Genomic DNA, 19,324 nt, shown 5'->3' with positions numbered 1-19,324 from the left:
GACACGCCGGAGCCGCGCCGGCAGCAGAGCAGCCGGAGCCACGCGCGGTGATCAGGTGTCGTTCCAGGGCGATGCTTGTGCGTTGCAGGTGCTCGGGTAGGACGGCTGTCCGGTCCCTGCTCTGCGCGTCGTAGGTGCCCGGGTTTGACGGTCCTCCGGTCCATCCACCGGGGCGCAGGTCCTTTGAGTCCCGCCGTTCTCGTCGTCGTGTTCTTGACCGCTGCGGTCACCGATGGCGAGGCAGAGGTGCCGATACCCGGGTGACGATGCCGCTTGACCGGCGTGCGCAGCGTGTCCTGGCCGCCCTGTCGGCGAAGGGCCTCACGCGCTGCGCGTCCAGGACCGGTGAGGACCGCCGCGCTCCGATCGTCCACAGCCCTGACCTGGCGCCCTCGCATCATCCCCAGAACGGCATTCGGCTCGTCGGCCCCTCGCCCGCCCCCGGCACCCTTGGGGCCCATGACGACCGACAGCTCCACTCCCGCTCCCGCCTTCACCGACGAGCCCCGCCTCACCCTGACCAGCCCGTCCGATGTCCTCGCAGCCGTCCCCTACCTGGTGGGCTTCCACCCGGAGACCTCCCTCGTCGTGATCGGCATCGACCGCGGCACCACCAAGGTGGTGGCCCGGTGGGGCATTCCGCTGGAGCCCGGCGCCCTCGACCCGCTGATCCCCCTTCTGGAACGGGAGAGCGTCACCGAGATGGTGATCGTCGGCTATGGTGCCGGCGAGGCGGTCACACCTGCGGTCGACGAGGTCCGGCGGCTGGCCTCACGGGTGGGAGCCAAGGTGGGCGAGGCGCTGCGCGCCCACGAGGGCCGCTATTGGTCCTACCTCTGCGAAGTCCCGAGATGTTGTCCCGCGCAGGGCACACCCTACGACCCGTCCACCAGCCAGGTCGCCGCGGAGGCGACGGTCCGCGGTCTGGTCGCCCTGCCCGACCGCGAGGCGCTGGAGCGCACGCTCGCGCCTGTCACGGGCCCGGTGCGCATGGCGATGCACCGGGCCACGGCCGAGGCGATCGCGGAGGTCAGGGCCGGGCTGACCGCCACCCCCGATCTCGACGCCTACGCCAGACGGTTCGTCGCCGATGGCCTGGCCAGGGTGCGTTCGGCGGTGCGGATCCACGCGGAGGGCGGCCGTCTCGACGACGCGGAGGCTGCCAGGCTCGGCCTTGACCTGACGATCATCCGCGTCCGCGACGAGGCCTGGACACTCATGGACGATTCCCACGCCCCTCTGTGGAAAGAGATGACCCGCAGGCTGGAGCCCCGTTTCGCGCCGCCGGCCGCGTCGCTGCTCGCCATGGCCGCCTGGCGAGCGGGAAACAACGTCCACGCCACCATCGCCCTCGAGCGTGCCCTGACCATCGACCCCGCCTACTCGATGGCCAACCTCCTCATGCACGCCCTGCAGAATCTGCTCTCCCCGAGCGTCCTCCGTGACCGTCTCCCCACCCCGGCCGAGCTCGACGCCGCCATGGGGCCCGTACACGCCGCGTGGCTGCTGCCCCTGGTCAACCTGCTCGACGACGAGCCGCCACCCCGATGACGGGCCTTCACCGGCCGGCGTTCCACCGGCGACGCTCCGGGGGCGATGCGCACGAGCGGACCTGTTCGGCTCCTTCGAGCGGTTCGAGCGGTTCGAGCGGTTCGAGGTGTGGGCCCAGCGGGCGGCGCGGCTTGCGACGCGAACGATCACGCACTGCTGTGACCTGCGCATTCACGTGGAATACAGCAGCGCCGGCCCTCGGGCACCTGTCGAATCGAAGAGAACGTTGGACGGGGGAATTCGCGTGATTCAGAGGGTGTCCTCCTCACGGCGGCGGCGCTCGTTGTAATCACGCATCCGCCGCGGATATCCGGTGAGCTGAACGTCGTACACCGGCAGGGCAAGATTTCGAGCGACCTTGCGAATGACTGCCGGTGAGCCGACTCTTCGCCTGGTCCACTCGCCATCGTCGGCCACCGCCACAGCGGTCGTGTCGGTGGCGAAAGTCTCTGGCTCGACGTAGAACTCGACGCCTCTCCGTGATCGGGCAAAGGCGATGAGCGCTTCGATGTCGGCGTCTGTCGCCTCACGGTCGAACTTTGCGACTTTGGGGCCGCGCAGCCGACGCAGGCCGTAGCGGTCGCGCCATCTCATGAATCCTTTTTATACGATCTGAGGGCTGAGCGTCGGGGATGATCTAGGGGACAGATCGGGGATACTCCGGATAGCACCTCGGGCTTCGAGGACGCAGTATGGGGGAAGACCGTTCGATTTCACCGAGGAGAGGCATGGCGATGATGGCTGGGGTACCGACAAGCCCTGGGCCGGGACAGGTGCCGCCAGCTCAACTGCGCGTCACCAACCAGGACCGAGAGCACGTGGTGGAGCACGTCAAGGCCGCCTACGCCGAGGGCCGCTTCGACAAGTTCGAGTTCGACGACCGGCTGGAGCGCGCGATGACGGCGCGCAGCCACGGCGATCTGATGCCGATCATGACCGAGATCTACGGCACTGAGGTCGTGCCCAAACTCGTCCCTCCTCCAGCGGTCGGCGTCCCCCGGGAGCGTGCGCCGGAGAGCAACGAACGCCTCGGCGCCGCGCTCGGCCACATGGTGCTGCTGCTCGGCGTACCGATCGTGGCCCCGCTGATCCTGCTACTCACCGGAGGCAAGACCTCCCCCTACATCCGCCGGCAGGCGCTGGAGGCGCTCAACTTCCAGATCACGCTGGTCGGGGCGTCCATTCTGCTGCCCTTCACCATCATCGGCATCGTGCTCGTGCCGATCATCTGGGTCGTGGCCGTGATCCTCGCGATCGTCGGCGGCGTCTCGGCTCTGACGGAAGGCAACTTCCGCTACCCGATGACGCTCCGCCTGGTGAAGTGACACGACTTATCCGCGACGCCCCGCCGAGGCCCCGGCCTCAGCGGGGCGTACCGGCGTCCCTGCCGTTCCATGCTTCCGGGCTTCCGGGCTTCCGGGCTTCCGGGCTTCCGGGCTTCCGGGCTTCCGGGCTTCCGGGCTTCCCGCGTCGCGCCGGCTCGTCGGCTCGTCGGGCTGCCACTGATCGGGTCAGCGGGCCAGCACCTGATACTTCACCTTCATCACCCCGGAGCTGACGTTCCCGATGGCGGCGAACGCGGCTCTGGACAAGTCAAGGCAGCGACCCCCGATGTACGGGCCGCGATCGTTGATGCGGACCGTGACCGCCTCCCCGTTCGCCGGGTTGGTCACGCGTACCTTGCTGCCCAGCGGGAGGGTCTTGTGCGCGGCGGTCATCGCCGAGGGATCGAACCGCTCGCCGCTGGCCGTGGTCTGAGGGTCGCCATAGTACGAGGCCCCGCACCTACCGGACGACACCACGCGGAACTTGGGCTTCTTCGGCTTGGACGATCGGGGCTTCGCCGCATCCTGCGACTCGATCTTCGCTCCCAACCTCTGAGGCCCCGTCTTCGCCTTGGGACTTCGGGACCTGGTCGGCGCCCTGGGGCTCTGGGGCCCGGTCGGCCGGGACTCCGTCTTCAGGCGCTGGGCCCCTCCCTCCGCGTCAGAGCCTGAGGTCGCCGTCACCGTCCCTGGCCCCCGGGAGCCGGTGGTCGGCTTCCCGTGAGCCGCCGGAGGCTGGGAGGCGGGAGCCGGTTGCGAGCTGTGCCGGCGGGCGGCTCCGTCCGGGGCGACGGGCTGGCCGTCGCCGCCGGACCCGCGCCGGTGGGAGTCGTCGTTGCCGAATGCGGCCCAGGCGGTCGTCGAGGCGGCGCAGACGACGGCGGCGCCGACCGCGACGGCTGCCCACCGCTTGGCGGGAGAGAGTTTGCGATCATGCGGCGACGGCTTGCGAGAGTGCTGGCCCAACGTAAACCACGGTCCTACTTAGGGGACAAGGCAGTGGCCAGGCCGCGGGGGTGCGGGCGTACGGCGGCCGGTCCGCGGGCGGATGGGGATCCCGCGCGACGAGGACGAACATATGCGACAAATGGCGAGTAAAGGCAACTTAATGGGACATTAAGTGACTCATCTCACGGGCCCGTCCTACCGGTGCGGCGACCGCCCGAGGACGGGCACGCGTCCGGCCGGGCTCGCGGTGTCCGGTCCACCGCATCTGCACAAGTTCTCGGTCACGCTGTGCAGGTGTGGGTGCCGGTTGTACGCGCGTGTGTAGTCGTGCTGTCCCGGGTGTGGTCTGTGTGTCGGTTGTAGGCGCGATCGCGGTCGTGCTGCGCAGGTGTGGGCCCCTTGCCGGTTCTATGCGCGTGCTGGGCCGCGCGCCCCAGGTGTGGGTCCGCGCGCCGAGGGGTGCGACCGCGCAGGGCTCCTCCGACAGCGGGCGCCGGCGGGCCGTACAGACCCGGACAGACCTGCCCGGACAGACCTGCCCGGACAGGCCTGTACAGGCCACCCGTGCAGGCCACCTGGACAGACCTGTACAGATCACAACATCAGCGCGCGTACGGTCTCCACCGTGTCGGCGTCCTCGACCCGCTTGTCGGGGCGGTAGCGCAGGACGCGGGCGAACCGGAGGGCCATGCCGCCCGGATAGCGGGGTGAACGCTGCACCCCGTCGAAGGCGATCTCCACGACAACCTCCGGACGCACCTTGACCGTCCAACCGTCCGTGGGGCCCTCGGCGAGCTCGAGGAAGCGCTCGGTCTGCCAGGCCAACAACTCGTCCGTCATGCCCTTGAACGTCTTGCCGAGCATCACGAAGCCGCCTTCAGGGTCTCTGGCCCCGAGGTGGAGATTGGACAGCTTGCCCTGGCGCCGCCCGTGGCCCCACTCGGCGGCCAGCACGACCAGGTCGAGCGTGTGACGCGGCTTGACCTTGATCCAGCCGGCGCCACGGCGGCCCGCCGCGTAGGGGGAGGCCAGGGACTTGACCACCAGCCCTTCGTGGCCGGCCTTCACCACGTCGGTGAAGAACTGCTCGGCCTCCGCCACCTCGCCGGTGACCAGCCGCGGGGTCAGCAGACCCTGCGGGACCAGGCGGGTCAGCGTCTCCTGGCGCTGTGCGTACGGCTGGTCGAGCAGGTCGGCGCCGTCGGCGCGCAGCGCGTCGAAGAAGAACACGCTGAGCGGCGTGCGCTCACGCAGCCGGGAGACGTCGGTCTTGCTGGACACCCGGCTCGCCGTCACCTGGAACGCGTGCGGCCGCCCGTCGGGACGCAGGGCGATCACCTCGCCGTCGAGCACCAGATCGTCCGCGGGCATCTCCAGCACGGCCTCGACCAGCTCGGGAACCTGCGGCGTGATGTCGTCGAGAGTGCGGGTGAAGACCTTGACCTCCGGACCCGCCCGGTGCGCCTGGACACGAACCCCGTCGAGCTTCCACTCCAGGGCCGCGGGCGTGCCCGCCTTCTCCAGGGCGGCCGCCACGTTGGGCGCGCTGCCCGCCAGCATGGGCGAGACCGCCCGCCCGACCTCCAGCCGGAACGCGTGCAGCGCCGCCACTCCGCCGGCCAGCGCGGCGGCTCCGACGGCCGGGAGCGAGCCGCGCAGCGTGAGCGCGCGGCGGACGTCGCTCGCCGGGGCGCCCGACGCCTTCGCCACCGCCTCGATCATCACGCCGTCGAGTGCGCCCTGCCGCAGCTCCCCGTGGAGCAGCCGGCTCATGAACTGCTGCTCCTGGCTGGTCAGCCCCGCGAACAGCTCGGCCACCAGCGTCCTGCGCGCAGCCTGGGACCCCTGCCCGGACACCGCCTTGATCCTGCTCAGCAACGCGTCGACGGCGGTCAGCGTGGCGGTGGCGGCCAGTTTGGGCTGGGGGAGATCCTCCAGCGTGCGCCAGCCGACGCCAACCTGCCGCTGGGGCAGCTCGCCCGAGAGATAGGAGATCGCGATCTGCGCCTCGCCGGGACCGACCCGGCCCAGCAGCTCCGCCAGATGACCGATCTTGCCCAGCCGGGAGGACGTGCGCGTCACCGCCTCGGACACCCGGACCACGTCGATCAGAAGCACACGCCTATGGTGCCTCACGCGGGCGACATTTCCGTCCACCGGGTCGCAAGGATTCTCTGTGATTCACCCGCTGCACGCACCCGGGGAGTGCGAGCACGCGAGCACGCTGTGCGCCGCGAGCCGTGCCGCCTCGAGCCTGCGGCGGGGCCTGTGTCCGACCCGGAAGGCGGCTCGTGCAGCGGTGCCGGCGCCCCCTCTCGCGCGGCCGGAGGCGGCGTGCCCGTGCCGGGCCCGAAGGGTGTTCCGAGGCTGGAAGGCGGCCTTCGGGACCGGCTGCCGGCCGGGTGGCCATGGAAGGCGTCCCGGAAGGAGGAGAACGCTAGCCGACGCCGAGCAGGTCGACGACGAAGATGAGCGTCTCGTTGGGCTTGATGCGGGCGCCCGCGCCGCGGCTGCCGTAGCCGAGGTGCGGCGGGATGACCAGCTTGCGCCGGCCGCCGACCTTCATGCCCGCGACGCCCTGGTCCCAGCCGGCGATGACCCTCCCGCCGCCCAGGGGGAACTCGAACGCCTCGCCGCGGTTCCACGACGCGTCGAACTCCTCCCCGGTCGAGAACGCGACTCCCACGTAGTGGACGCGTACGTTGTGGCCGGGCTTGGCCTCCTCGCCGTCGCCGACGGTCAGGTCGACGATCTCCAGGTCGGCGGGCGGGTTGCCCCCGGGGAAGTCGATCTCGGGCTTCTCGAGTGCCACGAAGTGCTCCTGTTGACGATGAGAACTGACCCGACGACTCTATGGCCTCGTGGTTCGATGTGCTGCGCACGGGAGCGTGCGGCAGGAGCCGCTCCGGCCCCGCACGACAGGCCGCGGCGGTCACCAGCTCTGGTGCAGGGGCATGCCCTCCGCGTAGCCGGACGAGCTCTGGACCCCGACGACCGCCTGCCGGTGGAACTCCTCCAGGTTCGAGGCCCCCGCGTACGTGCACGACGAGCGCAGCCCGGCCACGATGGCGTCGATCTGGTCCTCGACGCTGGGCCGCTTCGGGTCCAGGTACATCCGGGACGTCGAGATGCCCTCTTCGAACACCGCTTTCCTGGCCCGCTCGAACGCCGAGTCGTCGGCCGTCCTGAGCCGGACGGCCCGCGCGGAGGCCATGCCGAAGTTCTCCTTGTACTTGCGCCCGTCGGCGTCGGTACGGGTGTCTCCCGGCGACTCGTACGTCCCCGCGAACCAGGACCCGATCATCACGTTGGACGCCCCCGCGGCCAGCGCCAGGGCCACGTCGCGCGGGTGGCGCACGCCGCCGTCGGCCCAGGCGTGGCGCCCCAGCCGACGGGCCTCGGCCGCGCATTCGACGACGGCGGAGAACTGCGGCCTGCCGACCCCGGTCATCATCCGCGTGGTGCACATGGCGCCGGGTCCCACCCCGACCTTGACGATGTCGGCCCCGGCGTGGACCAGGTCGCGTACGCCCTCGGCGGTCACCACGTTCCCGGCGGCCACGGGCACGGGTGCGTCGAGTGCCTTGACGGCGCGCAGAGCGGAGATCATCTTGTTCTGGTGGCCGTGCGCGGTGTCGACGACCAGGCAGTCGATGCCCGCGTCGATCAGTTCCTTGGCCCTGGCGGCGACGTCGCCGTTCACGCCGACGGCCGCCGCGATGCGCAGGCGCCCCTGGGGATCGACGGCCGGCTGGTAGAGGGTGGCGCGCAGCGCGCCCATACGGGTGAGGATGCCGACCAGCCGCCCGTCCGCGTCGACGATGGGCGCCAGCCGGTGCCGGCCCTCGTGCAGCCGGTCGAAGGCCGTGCGCGGGTCGAGCCCGGCGGGCAGCGTCAACAGTTCGCTCGACATGACCTCGGAGAGCTGGGTGTACATGTCCACGCCCTCGCAGTCGGCCTCGGTCACGACGCCGACGGGCTGGTTGTCCCAGTCGACCACGATGACGGCGTTGTGCGCCCGCTTGGGCAGCAGTTGCAGCGCCTCGCCGACCGTGTCGTGCGGGGTGAGGGTGAGCGGAGTGTCGTGGACGAGGTCACGTTTCTTGACCCAGTCGATCACGTCGGCCACGACGTCCAGCGGGATGTCCTGGGGGATCACGGTGATGCCGCCGCGGCGGGCCACGGTCTCGGCCATGCGCCGGCCGGCGACCGCGGTCATGTTGGCCACGACGAGGGGGATGGTGGTGCCGGTGCCGTCGTTCGACGAGAGGTCGACCGCGAGCCGCGAGCCGACCGAGGAACGCGACGGGACCATGAACACGTCGCTGTAGGTCAGATCGTACGGCGGCTCGAGGTCGTTGAGAAATTTCACGTTCATCCATCTTATGTGGTGACAGGGTGTGCCAAGAGGTTTCCCCCTTTCTCGGGGGCTTATGATCGGCCGGGACACTTTTGGGGGAGGGAGGGCCTGTGGACGTCACCGAACGGGCTGAGCTGACGGTGGTCGGCTTCGCCGTGCGTACCACGAACGCCGACGAGAAGGATCCGGCGCGGGCCAAACTGCCCGCGCTGTGGAAGCGAGCGGGTGCGCCGGGGGCTTTCGCGCACGTGCCGGGACGGGTCGACGAGAACCTCTACGCCGTGCTGACCGACTACGAGAGCGACCACAACGGAGCCTTCACGCAGATCGTCGGCATCAACGTGCGCACGGTGCCGCGGCTGCCGGAGGGCATGGTGGCCGTGCGTGTGCCGGCGGCGAAGTCGCTGAAGCTGGAGGCCCGTGGCTCGATGCCGCAGGCGCTGGCGGGGGCGTGGCAGCAGGTGCGGCAGTACGCCGAGTCGGGCGGTTCGCCGGCGCGCGCGTTCACCACTGACCTGGAGGTGCACCACCGCGACGGAGCCGACCTGTACATCGCGCTCTGACGGCCCCGGCGGCGGTCACGGTGCTCAGAGGCCGAGCGCGGCGGCCGCCGCCTGGACGGCCGTCGGCTTGACCTCCTCGATCGGCAGGTCGGCGTATTCGACCGCGCAGTCGGCTATCCCGCCGAGGGCCACCGTGGCCCTGATGTGCTGCTCCCGCGTGAGGTCCGGGCCGAGCAGCAGGACGACCAGCAGGCGCCGCCATTCGAACATGTGCTCGGCCAGTTTGAGCTGGCCGAGCGTGGCCAGTTCTCTGATCACCATGACGAGCACCTGCCGGTGCCGCCAGATCAGCTCGAAATAGTCCTCCAGGAGCTCGCGCGGGTCGCCGGGTGCCCGCGTGGTGACGAACCTGTCGTGGTCGTCGATCATCGGCTGGACGATGCTGCGCACGAGGTCGTCACGTGAGGCGAAGTGGTAGTAGAGCGCGGGTTTGGTGATGCCCAGCCGGTCGGAGATCTGGCGCAGGCTGGTGTTGCGCACGCCCTGCTCGACGAACAGTTCGCGGGCGACCGCCTGGATGCGGGCCTTGGTGTCACTGGACATGGGCTCAAGACTATCGCTTACCTTCCGTTAAGTAAGGCCCTGTGCTAGCCTCGCACTTACCATCCGTTAAGTAAGGAGAGTGCGGTGCGAGTCCTCATCTCGGGCGCGAGTGTGGCGGGCCCGGCGCTGGCGTACTGGCTCACCAGGTACGGCTTCCAGGTCACGGTCGTGGAACGTGCTCCCGCCCTGCGCAAAGCGGGCGGCCACGCCATCGACCTGTTCCGGCCCGCGATGGACATCGTCGAGCAGATGGGCGTGCTGGAACAGGTCCAGGCCGGGAGAACCGGCACGGACCTGCTCACGATGTACAGGGAGGGGCACGCCCGCCCCGTGAACGTGGATGCGCGCCGCGTCTTCTCCGCGGTTTCCGACCGGCACATCGAGATCATGCGCGACGACCTGAGCGAGATCTTCTACGACGCCACCCGCCACGACGTCGGCTACGTCTTCGGTGACTCCATCGCCTCCATCTCCGACGGCGGTGAGGTGGTCTTCGACAGTGGCAGGTCGGGCGCGTACGACCTGGTGATCGGCGCCGACGGCCTGCACTCCAACGTGCGCCGCCTGGTCTTCGGCCCCGAGTCGCGCTTCACCGAGTGGATCGGCGCCTACCTGGCGGTCGCCTCGGTGCCCGACCACCTGGGGCTCGACGGCCGGATGGAGGGCCTTGTGGGAGTCGGCAGGATGGCCGCGCTCTATGGCGCGGCGCACCTGGCCGACGCGCGGGCGCTGTTCCTGTTCAGGACGCCGCGGCCGCTCGACTGCCACCACAGGGATGTCGCCCGCCAGAAGGAATGGCTGCGTGCCCACTTCGCCGACGCGGGCTGGGAGGTGCCGCGGCTGCTGAAGGAACTGGACCGTACGGAGGCCTTCTACTTCGACTCGATCACCCAGCTCCGCCTGGACACCTGGTCACGCGGCAGGGTGACGCTGGTCGGCGACGCCGGCTACTGCCCGGGACCGGCCGTCGGCGGCAGCACGAGCCTGGCGGTCGTGGGGGCGTACATCCTGGCGGGCGAGCTGGCCGCTCACGGCGGCGACCACACGCGGGCCTTCCCCGCCTACGAGGCGGAGATCGGCGCGTACGTACGCCGCAGCCGGACCTTCGCGGTCACCGCGGCCAGGAACCTGGTGCCCGGCAGCCGGTTCCAGCTGTGGGCGCTGGCCCAGGGCGCGCGGCTGGTCAACCACCTGCCTGCGGCCGTGACCAGGGCGGTGAGCAAGGCCGGCGCCAAGGGCGTGCGCCTCCACGACTCGATCACGCTGAAGGACTACACCGCGGCCGGGGTGCGCTAGGCGAGCACTCCCTGCGCGCGCAGCTTGTCCGCCTCCTCCTGCGGCAGACCCCAGCCGGACAGGTCGGCCTGGCGGGTGGCGGGCGACAGGTCCTGGGCGGGCACGCCGAGCAGGCGGGGCGCGGGCATGGGATGGGTGACGCCGCCGACCTGGACGAACGAGCCCCTGGCGACGTTGTGCGGGTGCGCCGCGGCCTCGGCCATGGACAGCACGGGGGAGACGCACGCGTCCGAGCCCTCGAAGAGCGCCTCCCACTCGGCTCGCGTCCGCTTCCTGAACTCCGCCGCGAGGCGCTCCTTCAGCGCCGGCCACTGCGACCGGTCGTTTCTGTCGGGCAGGCCGGTCAGGCCCATGAGGGTGACCATCGCCTCCCAGAACTGCGGTTCCAGCGACCCGACGGCGACGTACTCGCCGTCGGCCGTCTCGTAGGTGTCGTACTGCGGGGCGCCGGTGTCCAGGAGGTTGGTGCCGCGCGGACCCCAGTGGCCGCTCTGCACGGCCTGGTAGAACATGGAGAACAGGACGGCCGCGCCGTCGGTCATGGCCGCGTCGATCACCCTGCCCCTGCCGGTGCGCTCGCGTTCGAACAGGGCCAGCAGCACGCCGTACGCGAGCATGAGCCCGCCGCCGGCGAAGTCGCCGAGAATGTTGATCGGCGGCGTCGGTTTGTCCCCTTCGCGGCCCAGCATCGACAGGACGCCGGAGATGGCGACGTAGTCGATGTCGTGCCCGGCCGTGGAGGCGAGCGGCCCGTCCTGCCCCCAGCCGGTCATGCGGCCGTAGACCAGCCGTTCGTTCACGGCGTGCAGGTCGTCCGGCCCGATGCCGAGCCGCTCGGCCACCCCTGGCCGGAACACCTCGATCACCACGTCGGCGTGCCGCGCCAGTTCCTTGAACGCCGACACGCCCTCGGGAGCCTTGAGATCGAGCCCGATGGTGCGCTTGCCGCGGTCCATGACGTCGGCGCGCGGCCGGTCGGAAACCGCCTTGACACGGTCCACACGCAGGACTTCAGCGCCGTGATCGGCTAGCATCATCCCGGCGAACGGCCCTGGAGCGAGTCCGGCGAGTTCCAGCACGCGCACTCCGGCCAGCGGGCCACGGCGATCATCAGGCATGTAGGTCTCCTCGGTGTGAACCAGCTCCAGTAGAACAACCTTCGGTCGCCCGTGGCAAGCCGCCCGTCCAAGCCCTGCGACCTTCGCGACCGTCCCGCGAAGATGGGGGAGGTATGGGAAACTTGCCCACTGTTCGGATGGTCTACAGGCAACCGCGTCCGGTGGTTGTCTGCAGAAGGCGTTCGCGCCTCCACGGACTGCCGCGTCCAGCGGTCGTCCCGTGGCGACGCGCGCCGCTACAGGGGTAGGAAATGGTTTCGGAGAGCAACCACCTCATCGCAGGGCGCTACCAGTTGCTGCGCGAACTGGGCCGCGGGGGGATGGGCGTGGTCTGGGAAGGCCGCGACACCTTGCTCAATCGGCAGGTGGCCATCAAGGAATTGCTGCTGCCCGAGGGCTTCTCGCCCGCCGACCAGGAGCGGCAACTCCTGCGTACGGCCCGCGAGGCGCGCACCGCGGCCCAGCTGAACCACCCGTCCGTGGTCGCGATCTACGACGTGGCCGAGGACGGCGGCAGGCCGTGGATCGTGATGGAGCTGGTACGCCACCCGTCGCTCGAGGAGGTCGTGCTCACCACCGGTGCCCTGCCCGTGCGTGAGGCGGCGAGCGTGGGCCGTCAGGTACTGTCGGCGCTGAAGGCGGCGCACGAGGCCGGAATCCTGCACCGGGACGTCAAGCCCAGCAACATCCTGCTGGCCGACGACGGCCGGGCCGTGCTCACCGACTTCGGCATCGCCACCGCCGAGGGCGACGCGTCGCTCACCCAGACCGGCATGGTCACCGGCTCGCCGAGCTTCCTCGCGCCGGAACGGGTCCGTGCCGCCGACGCCGGGCCCGCCTCCGACCTGTGGTCGCTGGGAGCCACGCTGTACGCCTGCATGGTCGGGCGCTCGCCGTTCGAGCGCGGCGACCCCATGGCGACACTCAACGCGCTGCTCAACGAGGAGCCCGACTACCGCAGGATCCCGCCGGCCCTGCACGAGGTGCTGCGCGGCCTGCTGCAGAAGGAGCCCGAGGACCGGATCGACGCCGAGGAGGCCGACCGGCTGTTCGAGGCCATCATGGCGGCGCGGCCGTCGGAGGACGACCACCTCCTCGACGACAGGAAGCCGCGCAGGCGCCGCGGCCGGGCGCTGCTCGCGGCCGGCGCCGCGGCGGTGCTGGTGATCGCGGGCGGCACGGTCGCCTACCTCGAGTTCGCCGCCCCCGCGGAGGGCACGCCGCGCACCACCACGCGCCCGGCCGCGGCCGGCAGCCCGCTCACACCGGTCCCCACAGCGACGCCGACCCCCTCGCCGACGCCCACGCCGAGGGTGAGCAGAGCCGTCCCGATCGTGCGGGCGTGGAAGTCGCGGGACGGCTGGTCGATCATGCGGCCGGCGGGCTGGCGGGGCGCGCTCGCCGAGGCGTACACCGAATGGACCCGCAGGGACAGCCGCGCGCACCTCGGGGTGGAGGCGGTCTACGCCGAGCTGGACCCGCACCAGATCATCCGTGACTCCGAGGAGACGTTCAAGCAGAACGCGGTCGACGTCGTCGACCGCGGGCTCAGGCGGGTCACCCACCAGGGCGTCAAGGCCCTGGAGTGGGAGTTCTCCTGGACGGCCGGCGAGGCGGGCGACGCCCGCTGGGTCAGGCCGGGCGTGCGCTACCGCGAGGTGCGCAGGGCGGTCGCGATCGGCGACACCGCCTACATCCTGTCCTGGACGGTCACCGAGGGGCAGTGGCGCCGCAACCAGGAGCTGATGCGGCAGGTGATCAGCAGCTTTACCGTGGGCGCATGAGACCCTGGAACCTGCTCGCCCTGCCGCCGCTGCCCGAAGAGGTGATGCGCCGCCTGCTCGCGCCGCTCGGCGACCGGGTCAGCGTGCGCGTCCCCGCGTCCCGCGACCGCGCCGCGCTCCTGGCGGCGCTCCCGGAGGCCGAGATCGTGCTCGGCGACTGGACGGGCACGCTCGCGCTGGACGCCGAGGCGGTCAGGGCCGCGCCCCTGCTGGCGTTCGTGCAGCAGCCGTCCGTGGGCGTCGACGGCCACGACCTCGACGCGCTGGCCGCGGCCGGGGTTCCGCTGGCCAACACGCCCGGCGTCAGCGCCGTCGCGGTGGCGGAGTGGTGCCTGGCCGCCACGTTGTCCCTGTCGCGCAAGCTGGCCGCCGCCGACGCGGCCGTGCGCGCGGGTGAGTGGCCCCAGCAGGGCCTGCAGCCCCACGAACTGCGCGGCCGGCGCGTCGGCGTGGTCGGCTACGGGCCGATCGGCGCGGAGTGCGTCACGTTGTTCCGCGCGCTCGGCTGCCAGGTGTCGTACTGGACCCGCACACCGCGCCCCGACCCCGGTTACGAGCCCCTGGACGCGCTCGTCGCCACCGCCGACGTCGTGGTCGTCGTCGTCGCCCTGTCGGACGAGACCCGCGGCCTCGTCGGCCCGGCGCGCATGAAGCAGGGCGCCCTGCTCGTCAACGCCGCCAGGGGAGGAGTCGTGGACCAGGCCTCCCTCACCGAGGCGCTGCGTTCGGGGCACCTGGGGGGAGCGGCGCTCGACGTCTTCGACACGGAACCGTTGCCGCCCGGCGATCCGCTGCGCGACCTGCCGAACGTGCTGCTGTCCCCGCACGTCGCCGGCGTCACCCCTGAGGCCACCGGCCGTCTGCTCACGGCCACCCTGGACAACCTGGCCGCCGCGGTCGAGGGCGGACAGGTGGCCGCCGTGCTGAACGGCGCAGGTCAGGTGATCTCCAGAAAGTTTACGTAATAGCCTGTCGCACGGGCCATTCACCTGGCACGATGAACAGTTTTCGTGTCTTTAACGACCCCGGTCTGTTCCGGACCGTCCGTGAGAGATAACGTCTTACGGGCGATCTCTACCGGCGCAAGGGGGTGCTTCCGTGACGACGACGATGTCGACACACCAGCGGGCAGTAGAGCAGATCCGGCAGTCCTACGCGCAGATCCCCGGCGGTGCCGCGCCCCGGCTGGCCAAGTCGACGTCCAACCTCTTCAGGTTCCGCGACCAGGGCCGCACGGCCAAGCTCTCGGCCCGTGACCTCGACGAGGTCATCAGCGTCGACCCGGAGAGCATGACGGCCGAGGTCCAGGGCATGACCACGTACGAACACCTGGTCGACGCCACGCTGCCGCACGGGCTCATGCCCTACGTCGTCCCGCAGCTCAAGACCATCACGCTGGGCGGCGCCGTGACCGGGCTCGGCATCGAGTCCACCAGCTTCCGCGACGGCCTGCCGCACGAGTCGGTCGAGGAGCTCGAGATCCTCACCGGTGACGGGCGCGTCGTCGTGGCCCGCGAGGACAACGAGCACCGCGAGCTCTTCCGCTCGTTCCCCAACTCCTACGGCACCCTGGGCTACGCGCTGCGCATCCGCATCAGGCTGCGCAAGGTGCAGCCGTACGTGCATCTCACGCACGTCAGGTTCACCGACGCGGGCAAGTGCATGCTGGCCATGCAGGAGATCTGCGACAACATGGTGCACGACGGCGAGAACGTCGACTTCGTGGACGGTGTCTTCTTCACACCGGGAGAGATGTACCTGACGCTCGGCCGGTTCGCCGACCGCGCCCCCTACGTCTCCGACTACACCGGGATGCGCATCTACTACCAGTCGATCCGGCGGCGCAGCCGCGACTGGCTGACCGTCCGCGACTACCTGTGGCGCTGGGACACCGACTGGTTCTGGTGCTCGCGGGCCTTCGGCGTGCAGCAGCCGGTGATCCGCTCGCTCATGCCGCGCCGCTACATGCGCTCCGACGTCTACCGCAAGCTCGTGGCGCTCGACCGGAAATACGGCCTGACCGCCCGCGTCGACCGGTGGCGCGACCAGCCCGTGCAGGAGTCGGTGATCCAGGACGTCGAGGTCCCGGTCGAGCGCGGCGCCGAGTTCCTTGACTTCTTCCACGACAAGGTGGGCATGACACCTGTGTGGATGTGCCCGCTCCGCGCCGGCTCCCGCTGGCCGCTCTATCCGCTGGAGCCGGGAAAGCTCTACGTCAACTTCGGATTCTGGGGCATGGTGCCGCTGCCACGGGGGCAGTTCGACGGCTACTACAACCGGCTCATCGAGCGGTCGGTCCACGAGCTCGACGGGCACAAGTCGCTCTACTCGACCTCCTTCTACGCCCCGGAGCAGTTCTGGCAGCTGTACAACGGCGAAGCCTACTGGCCGGTCAAGCGGGAATACGACCCGAACGGTCGCCTGCTGGACCTGTACGAAAAGTGTGTACGGGGAAGGTGAAACACGGATGGCGCTGGCAACCATCTTCGAGAAGATCGTCGGCACTGACGCGAACGTCGCGTTCACGGCCTACGACGGCAGCAAGGCCGGGCCGGACGGGGCCGACCTGGCCATCGAGGTGAAGTCTCCGATCGCGGTGGCCTACCTCGCCCAGGCTCCCGGGGAGCTGGGCCTGGCCCGGGCCTTCGTCTCGGGGCACATCGACGTCCAGGGCGACCTGTACACCCTGCTCGACCGCATGTGGAACATCACCACCAACGACCTGACCACGTCGGAGAAACTCGCGGCCGTGCGGGCCCTGGGCATGAAGCCGCTGCTCATGCGCGTGCCGCCGCCCCCGCAGGAGATGCGCCAGAGCGCCCTTGCCAGGCTCGGCTCCCGTCACGCCAAGCAGCGCGACGCCGAGGCCATCCACCACCACTACGACGTCTCCAACCGGTTCTACTCGTGGGTGCTGGGCCCGTCGATGGCCTACACGTGCGCCGTCTTCCCCTCCGCGGACTCCACGCTGGAGGAGGCCCAGTACGCCAAGTTCGACCTGGTGGCCCGCAAGCTCGGTCTGGAGCCGGGGATGCGCCTGCTCGACGTCGGCTGCGGCTGGGGCGGCATGGTCATGCACGCCGCCCAGCACTATGGCGTCAAGGTCCTGGGCGTGACGCTGAGCAAGCAGCAGGCGGAGTGGGGGCAGAAGGCCATCGCCGACGCCGGCCTTGAGGACCTGGCGGAGATCCGCTTCATGGACTACCGCGACGTCCAGGAGAGCGGGTTCGACGCGGTCAGCTCGATCGGCCTGACCGAGCACATCGGCAAGGCCAACCTGGGCGCCTACTTCTCCTTCCTGAACAGCAAGCTGAAGCCCGGCGGGCGCCTGCTCAACCACTGCATCACCCGGCCGACCGGCAAGGAGAAGACGTTCAACAAAGGCGGCTTCATCAACCGCTACGTCTTCCCCGACGGCGAGCTGGAGTCGGTGGGTCTGCTGATCAGGCAGATGGAGGACCTCGGCTTCGAGATCCGCCACCAGGAGAACCTCAGGGAGCACTACGCGAAGACCCTCCGGCACTGGTGCGTCAACCTCGACGCCAACTGGGACGACGCGGTCCAGGAGGTCGGCATGGGCACGGCCCGGGTGTGGGCCCTCTACATGGCGGGCTGCATCGTCGGCTTCGAGCGCAACAAGGTGCAGCTCCACCAGGTGCTGGGCGTCAAGCTCGACCGGAACGGCCGGTCGGGGGTGCCGCTGCGGCCGGCGGTCGACTGGCCGTGACGGGCCGCGCGGGAGGGCCCCCGGGCCCTCCCGTGTGATCGACGCGGCCTGCTAGTCGTACGGGTCGTGGTCGCGGCGCTCGTAACCGCGCTGCCCATAACCGCCCTGCTCATGGCGGGGGCGCTCATAACCCTGCCGATCGTGGCGAGGCTGCTCGTAGTGCGGCCGGTCATATCCCCTGGGCTGGTCGTACCCCCTGGGCTGCTCGTACGGATAGGGCTCGGGGTCCGGCGCCTCCTCCAGGGCCGTGCGCCCGATCGAGGTCAGCAGCGAGGCGATGGCGATGCCGATGACGAGGTTGATGGCGGCCGTGGCGATCTGCTCCAGCAGGTCGGCGGAGTGCATGAACGGCAGGACCGTGATGATGACGGCGAAGAGCCCGGCGATCCAGCTGAAGAATTTGGCCGGCTCCGGCGTGGAGAGCATGAGGACAAAGAGCAGCAGCGTGGCCACGAGCGCCGCCGCCGCGGCCGAGATCGCGTAACCCGTGGTCGCCGCACTGCCGGAGATCGGGTCGCCGTCGGGGGCGATCACGCGGATGCCGAGCAGACTCTTGCTGATCATCACGCCGACCACGGCGACCAGCGCGGCCACGACGGCCGCGGCGGCCCCTCCTCCCCACACTCGCGCCGGGTTGACCCGTGGCCCGGCCGAAGGGCGGCGGTCATAGCGATCATGCGAGGGGTATGACATGGGCTCACCTTTGTCGCGGGTGCTGGTCAAGCGCTTCGAGCACCTTACACGCGCCGTCAAGAGGAGTGCGGGGACCGGCCCGCCCGTGCCGGTGGGCGGGCGGATCGCTGGCTCTGCTTCTTCGCGTGCTTTCCCCTGCTGGTGTGCTGCTCGTCCTGGCCGGAGTCCTCCTGGGACTCCCGCGGATCTTCCTCGGGGTCGTGGGGCCTGGTGTGCCTGCCCACGTGCTCTCCTTGCCTGATCGCTCCTTTAGGTGGCCGGACGGCTACCTACTGTAGGGAATCGATAGGGTGCGGGTAAAGTCGCGCTCGTGAAGGTTCCGGCTCGGCCTCAGGACGTCGCGCGCAGGTCCTCAAGGGTGCCGGCCAGTCCCTTCCATGCCTGCTCGGCGTCCGGCGTGCGCGCGTGCGGCGAGCGCAGCCACTCCACGAACTCGGCCACGTCGTCGAGCGCCCACCGCAGCCGGTAGAACGCCAGGGCCCGCGGATCGGGCGTACGGCCCGTGGCCTCGGCGTAGCGGGCCAGGTCGCCGGGCTCCTCGGCCACCAGCCACAGGTCGCGCTCCGGCGGGGCCAGGCCGGCGGTGTCCCAGTCGACCAGGGACCACCGGCCGTCCGCGCACAGCAGGTTGCCCGGATGCGGCTCGCCATGGGTCACCACCGGCTCCCCGAGCGTCCCCGCCAGCCCGTCGAGCTCGGCCAGCCTCCGGCGCAGCGTGCCCGCGTGCTCGGCGACCAGCTCCCTGGCGGGCTCAGAGAACGGGCCGCCGAGCCAGGGACCGTCCGGCCCGCCCAGGCACGACTCCAGGACGGCCCGGCCGGTGAGCTCCGGAGGACGCGGCGGGGTCGGCAGCGGAGGGGGCGTCGTGTGCAGCTCGGCCAGCAGGTCGATGACGGCGGAACGATCGGCCGCCGTCAGCTCGTCGCCGAAGTTCCCGGCCGTGCCGGCGGCGTGCGGGAAGACGCTCATGGCGTAGCGGTGCCGGTCGAGCCGCCGCAACGTCGTGCCGTCGCAGGCGCGCAGCGGTGCCACCACGAACGCGAGACCCGCCTCCTCCCGCAGGGCCGCCGCCGTGTCCATGGCCATGGCCAGCCCGTCGAACGTGCGGCGGCGTACGTCGGCGACCGTGACGAACCACCGCCGCCCGCCCGCGTCGCCCGCGACCCAGTGATAGTCGCCGAACCCCACGGGCGCGTAGTCGAGCGTGGTCGCCTGCACCTCCCACGCGCGCAGCGCGGGACGCAGCAGCCCTTCGTCGAAGTCTTCCGGCCGATCTCGCACGCGAACCACGCTATCGGTATAAAACGGATGACATCAGCCAGCCGACGGGCCGCGACGACGTCCGTGACGACATGGTCAGGACCGGTCCCCGGCGGCTCCGTCACCACGCCGCGGTCGACCCAGATCGTGCGCAGC

General features: G+C 70.5%; 18 protein-coding genes. 8 read left to right on the top strand and 10 right to left on the bottom strand.

All coding sequences use genetic code 11. The annotated features are described in order from the left end of the window. The first annotated feature begins 459 nt into the window (after positions 1–459). A complete protein-coding gene (locus GUY59_RS19385; protein ID WP_138201398.1) occupies positions 460–1,551 on the top strand; it encodes a DUF4192 domain-containing protein in 1,092 nt (363 codons plus the stop codon). A gap of 249 nt (positions 1,552–1,800) precedes the next feature. On the opposite strand, the gene GUY59_RS19380 is transcribed toward GUY59_RS19385, so the two are convergent. Further along, positions 1,801–2,145: a hypothetical protein gene (locus GUY59_RS19380; RefSeq protein ID WP_132641993.1), complete on the bottom strand. Its 345-nt coding sequence runs from the start codon at positions 2,143–2,145 to the stop codon at positions 1,801–1,803. Between the two features lie 179 nt (positions 2,146–2,324). On the opposite strand from GUY59_RS19380, the gene GUY59_RS19375 reads away from it, so the two are divergent. After that, positions 2,325–2,876 (top strand): DUF1707 and DUF4870 domain-containing protein, encoded by a 552-nt coding sequence (locus GUY59_RS19375; RefSeq protein ID WP_252374959.1) that lies wholly within the window; start codon positions 2,325–2,327, stop codon positions 2,874–2,876. 186 nt (positions 2,877–3,062) lie between these two features. Here the strand turns inward: GUY59_RS19375 and GUY59_RS19370 are convergent, their stop codons facing one another. From GUY59_RS19370 to GUY59_RS19355, 4 genes are all read right to left on the bottom strand, one after another. Beyond that, positions 3,063–3,425: a septal ring lytic transglycosylase RlpA family protein gene (locus GUY59_RS19370; protein WP_201761063.1), complete on the bottom strand. Its 363-nt coding sequence runs from the start codon at positions 3,423–3,425 to the stop codon at positions 3,063–3,065. A 993-nt stretch (positions 3,426–4,418) separates the two neighbouring features. After that, positions 4,419–5,942 (bottom strand): ATP-dependent DNA ligase, encoded by a 1,524-nt coding sequence (locus GUY59_RS19365; RefSeq protein WP_138201399.1) that lies wholly within the window; start codon positions 5,940–5,942, stop codon positions 4,419–4,421. A gap of 319 nt (positions 5,943–6,261) precedes the next feature. After that, on the bottom strand, positions 6,262–6,636 hold the full coding sequence (locus GUY59_RS19360) for an FKBP-type peptidyl-prolyl cis-trans isomerase (protein ID WP_132331625.1): 375 nt from the start codon (positions 6,634–6,636) through the stop codon (positions 6,262–6,264). Between the two features lie 120 nt (positions 6,637–6,756). Next, positions 6,757–8,196 carry a GuaB1 family IMP dehydrogenase-related protein gene (locus GUY59_RS19355; RefSeq protein WP_138201400.1) on the bottom strand — a complete coding sequence of 480 codons (1,440 nt, stop codon included), beginning with the start codon at positions 8,194–8,196 and terminating at the stop codon, positions 6,757–6,759. A 98-nt stretch (positions 8,197–8,294) separates the two neighbouring features. On the opposite strand from GUY59_RS19355, the gene GUY59_RS19350 reads away from it, so the two are divergent. After that, a complete protein-coding gene (locus GUY59_RS19350) occupies positions 8,295–8,747 on the top strand; it encodes a GyrI-like domain-containing protein (RefSeq protein WP_132331621.1) in 453 nt (150 codons plus the stop codon). 24 nt (positions 8,748–8,771) lie between these two features. On the opposite strand, the gene GUY59_RS19345 is transcribed toward GUY59_RS19350, so the two are convergent. Continuing rightward, entirely contained in the window at positions 8,772–9,290 is a 519-nt protein-coding gene (locus GUY59_RS19345) for a TetR/AcrR family transcriptional regulator (RefSeq protein WP_138201401.1), read from the bottom strand. Positions 9,291–9,374: 84 nt separating this feature from the next. On the opposite strand from GUY59_RS19345, the gene GUY59_RS19340 reads away from it, so the two are divergent. Continuing rightward, entirely contained in the window at positions 9,375–10,586 is a 1,212-nt protein-coding gene (locus tag GUY59_RS19340) for an FAD-dependent monooxygenase (protein WP_138201402.1), read from the top strand. On the opposite strand, the gene GUY59_RS19335 is transcribed toward GUY59_RS19340, so the two are convergent. Continuing rightward, a complete protein-coding gene (locus tag GUY59_RS19335) occupies positions 10,583–11,704 on the bottom strand; it encodes a CaiB/BaiF CoA transferase family protein (protein ID WP_171055403.1) in 1,122 nt (373 codons plus the stop codon). The two genes, GUY59_RS19340 and GUY59_RS19335, sit on opposite strands and share 4 nt — an antisense overlap. A 251-nt stretch (positions 11,705–11,955) precedes the next feature. Between GUY59_RS19335 and GUY59_RS19330 the strand changes: the two genes are divergently transcribed. The 4 genes from GUY59_RS19330 to GUY59_RS19315 all read left to right on the top strand — a co-directional run bounded on the left by GUY59_RS19330 (position 11,956) and on the right by GUY59_RS19315 (position 17,215). Continuing rightward, entirely contained in the window at positions 11,956–13,488 is a 1,533-nt protein-coding gene (locus GUY59_RS19330; RefSeq protein WP_138201403.1) for a serine/threonine-protein kinase, read from the top strand. Further along, positions 13,485–14,453: an NAD(P)-dependent oxidoreductase gene (locus tag GUY59_RS19325; protein ID WP_138201404.1), complete on the top strand. Its 969-nt coding sequence runs from the start codon at positions 13,485–13,487 to the stop codon at positions 14,451–14,453. Before GUY59_RS19330 ends, GUY59_RS19325 begins: the two co-directional genes overlap by 4 nt. A gap of 145 nt (positions 14,454–14,598) precedes the next feature. Then, positions 14,599–15,948 carry an FAD-binding oxidoreductase gene (locus tag GUY59_RS19320; RefSeq protein WP_138201411.1) on the top strand — a complete coding sequence of 450 codons (1,350 nt, stop codon included), beginning with the start codon at positions 14,599–14,601 and terminating at the stop codon, positions 15,946–15,948. A 7-nt stretch (positions 15,949–15,955) separates the two neighbouring features. Continuing rightward, positions 15,956–17,215 (top strand): SAM-dependent methyltransferase, encoded by a 1,260-nt coding sequence (locus GUY59_RS19315; protein WP_138201405.1) that lies wholly within the window; start codon positions 15,956–15,958, stop codon positions 17,213–17,215. Between the two features lie 51 nt (positions 17,216–17,266). Here GUY59_RS19315 and GUY59_RS19310 read toward each other — a convergent pair whose 3' ends face one another. The 3 genes from GUY59_RS19310 to GUY59_RS19300 form a co-directional block, all read right to left on the bottom strand. Then, positions 17,267–17,908, bottom strand: a complete 642-nt coding sequence (locus GUY59_RS19310) for a DUF6069 family protein (protein ID WP_201761060.1) — start codon at positions 17,906–17,908, stop codon at positions 17,267–17,269. A 56-nt stretch (positions 17,909–17,964) separates the two neighbouring features. Continuing rightward, the gene (locus GUY59_RS19305; RefSeq protein ID WP_161714613.1) at positions 17,965–18,132 is read right to left on the bottom strand and encodes a hypothetical protein; all 168 of its coding nucleotides are present in this window, start codon (positions 18,130–18,132) and stop codon (positions 17,965–17,967) included. A 106-nt stretch (positions 18,133–18,238) separates the two neighbouring features. After that, positions 18,239–19,189 carry a phosphotransferase gene (locus GUY59_RS19300; protein ID WP_212746198.1) on the bottom strand — a complete coding sequence of 317 codons (951 nt, stop codon included), beginning with the start codon at positions 19,187–19,189 and terminating at the stop codon, positions 18,239–18,241. Positions 19,190–19,324 lie beyond the last annotated feature (135 nt).

Origin of the sequence: Nonomuraea sp. K271 (assembly GCF_009908215.1) — a bacterium.
Lineage (GTDB): Bacteria > Actinomycetota > Actinomycetes > Streptosporangiales > Streptosporangiaceae > Nonomuraea > Nonomuraea longispora.
The sequence above is the reverse complement of the archived record's forward strand: the minus strand, read 5'-3'. Positions and strand labels throughout refer to the sequence as shown.

Excerpts from the sequence above, each read along its gene's own strand:
- GUY59_RS19385 (WP_138201398.1), top strand. The coding sequence starts at position 460 with ATGACGACCGACAGCTCCACTCCCGCTCCCGCCTTCACCGACGAGCCC.
- GUY59_RS19380 (WP_132641993.1), bottom strand. The coding sequence starts at position 2,145 with ATGAGATGGCGCGACCGCTACGGCCTGCGTCGGCTGCGCGGCCCCAAA.
- GUY59_RS19345 (WP_138201401.1), bottom strand. The coding sequence starts at position 9,290 with ATGTCCAGTGACACCAAGGCCCGCATCCAGGCGGTCGCCCGCGAACTG.
- GUY59_RS19335 (WP_171055403.1), bottom strand. The coding sequence starts at position 11,704 with ATGCCTGATGATCGCCGTGGCCCGCTGGCCGGAGTGCGCGTGCTGGAA.
- GUY59_RS19330 (WP_138201403.1), top strand. The coding sequence starts at position 11,956 with ATGGTTTCGGAGAGCAACCACCTCATCGCAGGGCGCTACCAGTTGCTG.
- GUY59_RS19325 (WP_138201404.1), top strand. The coding sequence starts at position 13,485 with ATGAGACCCTGGAACCTGCTCGCCCTGCCGCCGCTGCCCGAAGAGGTG.
- GUY59_RS19320 (WP_138201411.1), top strand. The coding sequence starts at position 14,599 with ATGTCGACACACCAGCGGGCAGTAGAGCAGATCCGGCAGTCCTACGCG.
- GUY59_RS19315 (WP_138201405.1), top strand. The coding sequence starts at position 15,956 with ATGGCGCTGGCAACCATCTTCGAGAAGATCGTCGGCACTGACGCGAAC.
- GUY59_RS19310 (WP_201761060.1), bottom strand. The coding sequence starts at position 17,908 with ATGTCATACCCCTCGCATGATCGCTATGACCGCCGCCCTTCGGCCGGG.